This window comes from Kitasatospora sp. NPDC058032 (assembly GCF_042885845.1).
Taxonomy (GTDB): Bacteria; Actinomycetota; Actinomycetes; order Streptomycetales; family Streptomycetaceae; genus Kitasatospora.
Window position 1 is genome coordinate 1 of record NZ_JBHVRK010000073.1, and the last position, 1598, is coordinate 1598.

Consider the following 1598-nt stretch of genomic DNA (forward strand, 5'->3'; position numbering starts at 1 on the left):
GCTCCACGACCAGGTCGCCGGAGGCGAGGCCCGCCCGGCGGGTGGCCAGCTCGACGATGTGCGCCATGTGCTCGCGGATCTGGTCGGAGTCGGAGGAGACGTAGACGTAGTGCTTGAACAGCGCCTCGGGGTCGACGACATGCCGCAGCGTCATCAGCCGGCACGACCGGCACACGATGACGTCGAGCGGGAAGACGTCCTGCGCCTCGTCGGCGTCGGCCGGGTCGACGAAACCGTTGGCGAGCGGTAGCGAACCGAACGAGATGACCTCGGTCCAGTCGTCCGCACCGCATACACGGCAGGTCTCGTCCCGCCTGCATTTCTCCAGCATGAAGTCTCCTGACGGCGAAAGCCGACGCATCGGGCCCGTCGGTCCGGGGACGTCAATCTAGAAAGTATAGGAACTTCGAAGTTCCCGCCAGCCTCGCAGAGCAGGATTCCCGTTGAGCACCGCCAGGTGCGAATAAGGGACAGTGAAGAAGGAACACCCGCTCGCGGGTGGGCCTACTTCACCTATCCTGCCCGGCTGACGCCGTTGGATACACCAAGGAAAGTCTACACGAACCCTTTGGCAAAATCCTGTATATCGTGCGAAAAAGGATGGATATACCGAAAAAATCGCTATAATGACCCCGAAGCAGGGTTATGCAGCGGAAAATGCAGCTCACGGTAACTGATGCCGTATTTGCAGTACCAGCGTACGGCCCACAGAATGATGTCACGCTGAAAATGCCGGCCTTTGAATGGGTTCATGTGCAGCTCCATAAGCAAAAGGGGATGATAAGTTTATCACCACCGACTATTTGCAACAGTGCCGTTGATCGTGCTATGATCGACTGATGTCATCAGCGGTGGAGTGCAATGTCGTGCAATACGAATGGCGAAAAGCCGAGCTCATCGGTCAGCTTCTCAACCTTGGGGTTACCCCCGGCGGTGTGCTGCTGGTCCACAGCTCCTTCCGTAGCGTCCGGCCCCTCGAAGATGGGCCACTTGGACTGATCGAGGCCCTGCGTGCTGCGCTGGGTCCGGGAGGGACGCTCGTCATGCCCTCGTGGTCAGGTCTGGACGACGAGCCGTTCGATCCTGCCACGTCGCCCGTTACACCGGACCTTGGAGTTGTCTCTGACACATTCTGGCGCCTGCCAAATGTAAAGCGCAGCGCCCATCCATTTGCCTTTGCGGCAGCGGGGCCACAGGCAGAGCAGATCATCTCTGATCCATTGCCCCTGCCACCTCACTCGCCTGCAAGCCCGGTCGCCCGTGTCCATGAACTCGATGGGCAGGTACTTCTCCTCGGCGTGGGACACGATGCCAACACGACGCTGCATCTTGCCGAGTTGATGGCAAAGGTTCCCTATGGGGTGCCGAGACACTGCACCATTCTTCAGGATGGCAAGTTGGTACGCGTCGATTATCTCGAGAATGACCACTGCTGTGAGCGCTTTGCCTTGGCGGACAGGTGGCTCAAGGAGAAGAGCCTTCAGAAGGAAGGTCCAGTCGGTCATGCCTTTGCTCGGTTGATCCGCTCCCGCGACATTGTGGCGACAGCCCTGGGTCAACTGGGCCGAGATCCGTTGATCTTCCTGCATCCGCCAGAG

The 1598-nt window shown here is 59.4% G+C and carries 2 protein-coding genes and 1 pseudogene; 1 reads left to right on the top strand and 2 read right to left on the bottom strand.

Annotated elements, in window-relative coordinates; genetic code table 11:
• Positions 1-331 (bottom strand): class I SAM-dependent methyltransferase (locus ACFVUH_RS37330; protein WP_387918090.1); only part of this gene is annotated, 331 nt, incomplete at its 3' end.
• A gap of 329 nt (positions 332-660) precedes the next feature.
• Positions 661-753 (bottom strand): annotated as a pseudogene (locus tag ACFVUH_RS37335) (IS6 family transposase); the annotation flags it as partial.
• A 113-nt stretch (positions 754-866) separates the two neighbouring features.
• Between ACFVUH_RS37335 and aac(3)-IVa the strand changes: the two are divergent.
• On the top strand, positions 867-1598 hold a 732-nt coding region (gene aac(3)-IVa / locus ACFVUH_RS37340), incomplete at its 3' end, for an aminoglycoside N-acetyltransferase AAC(3)-IVa (protein WP_387918091.1).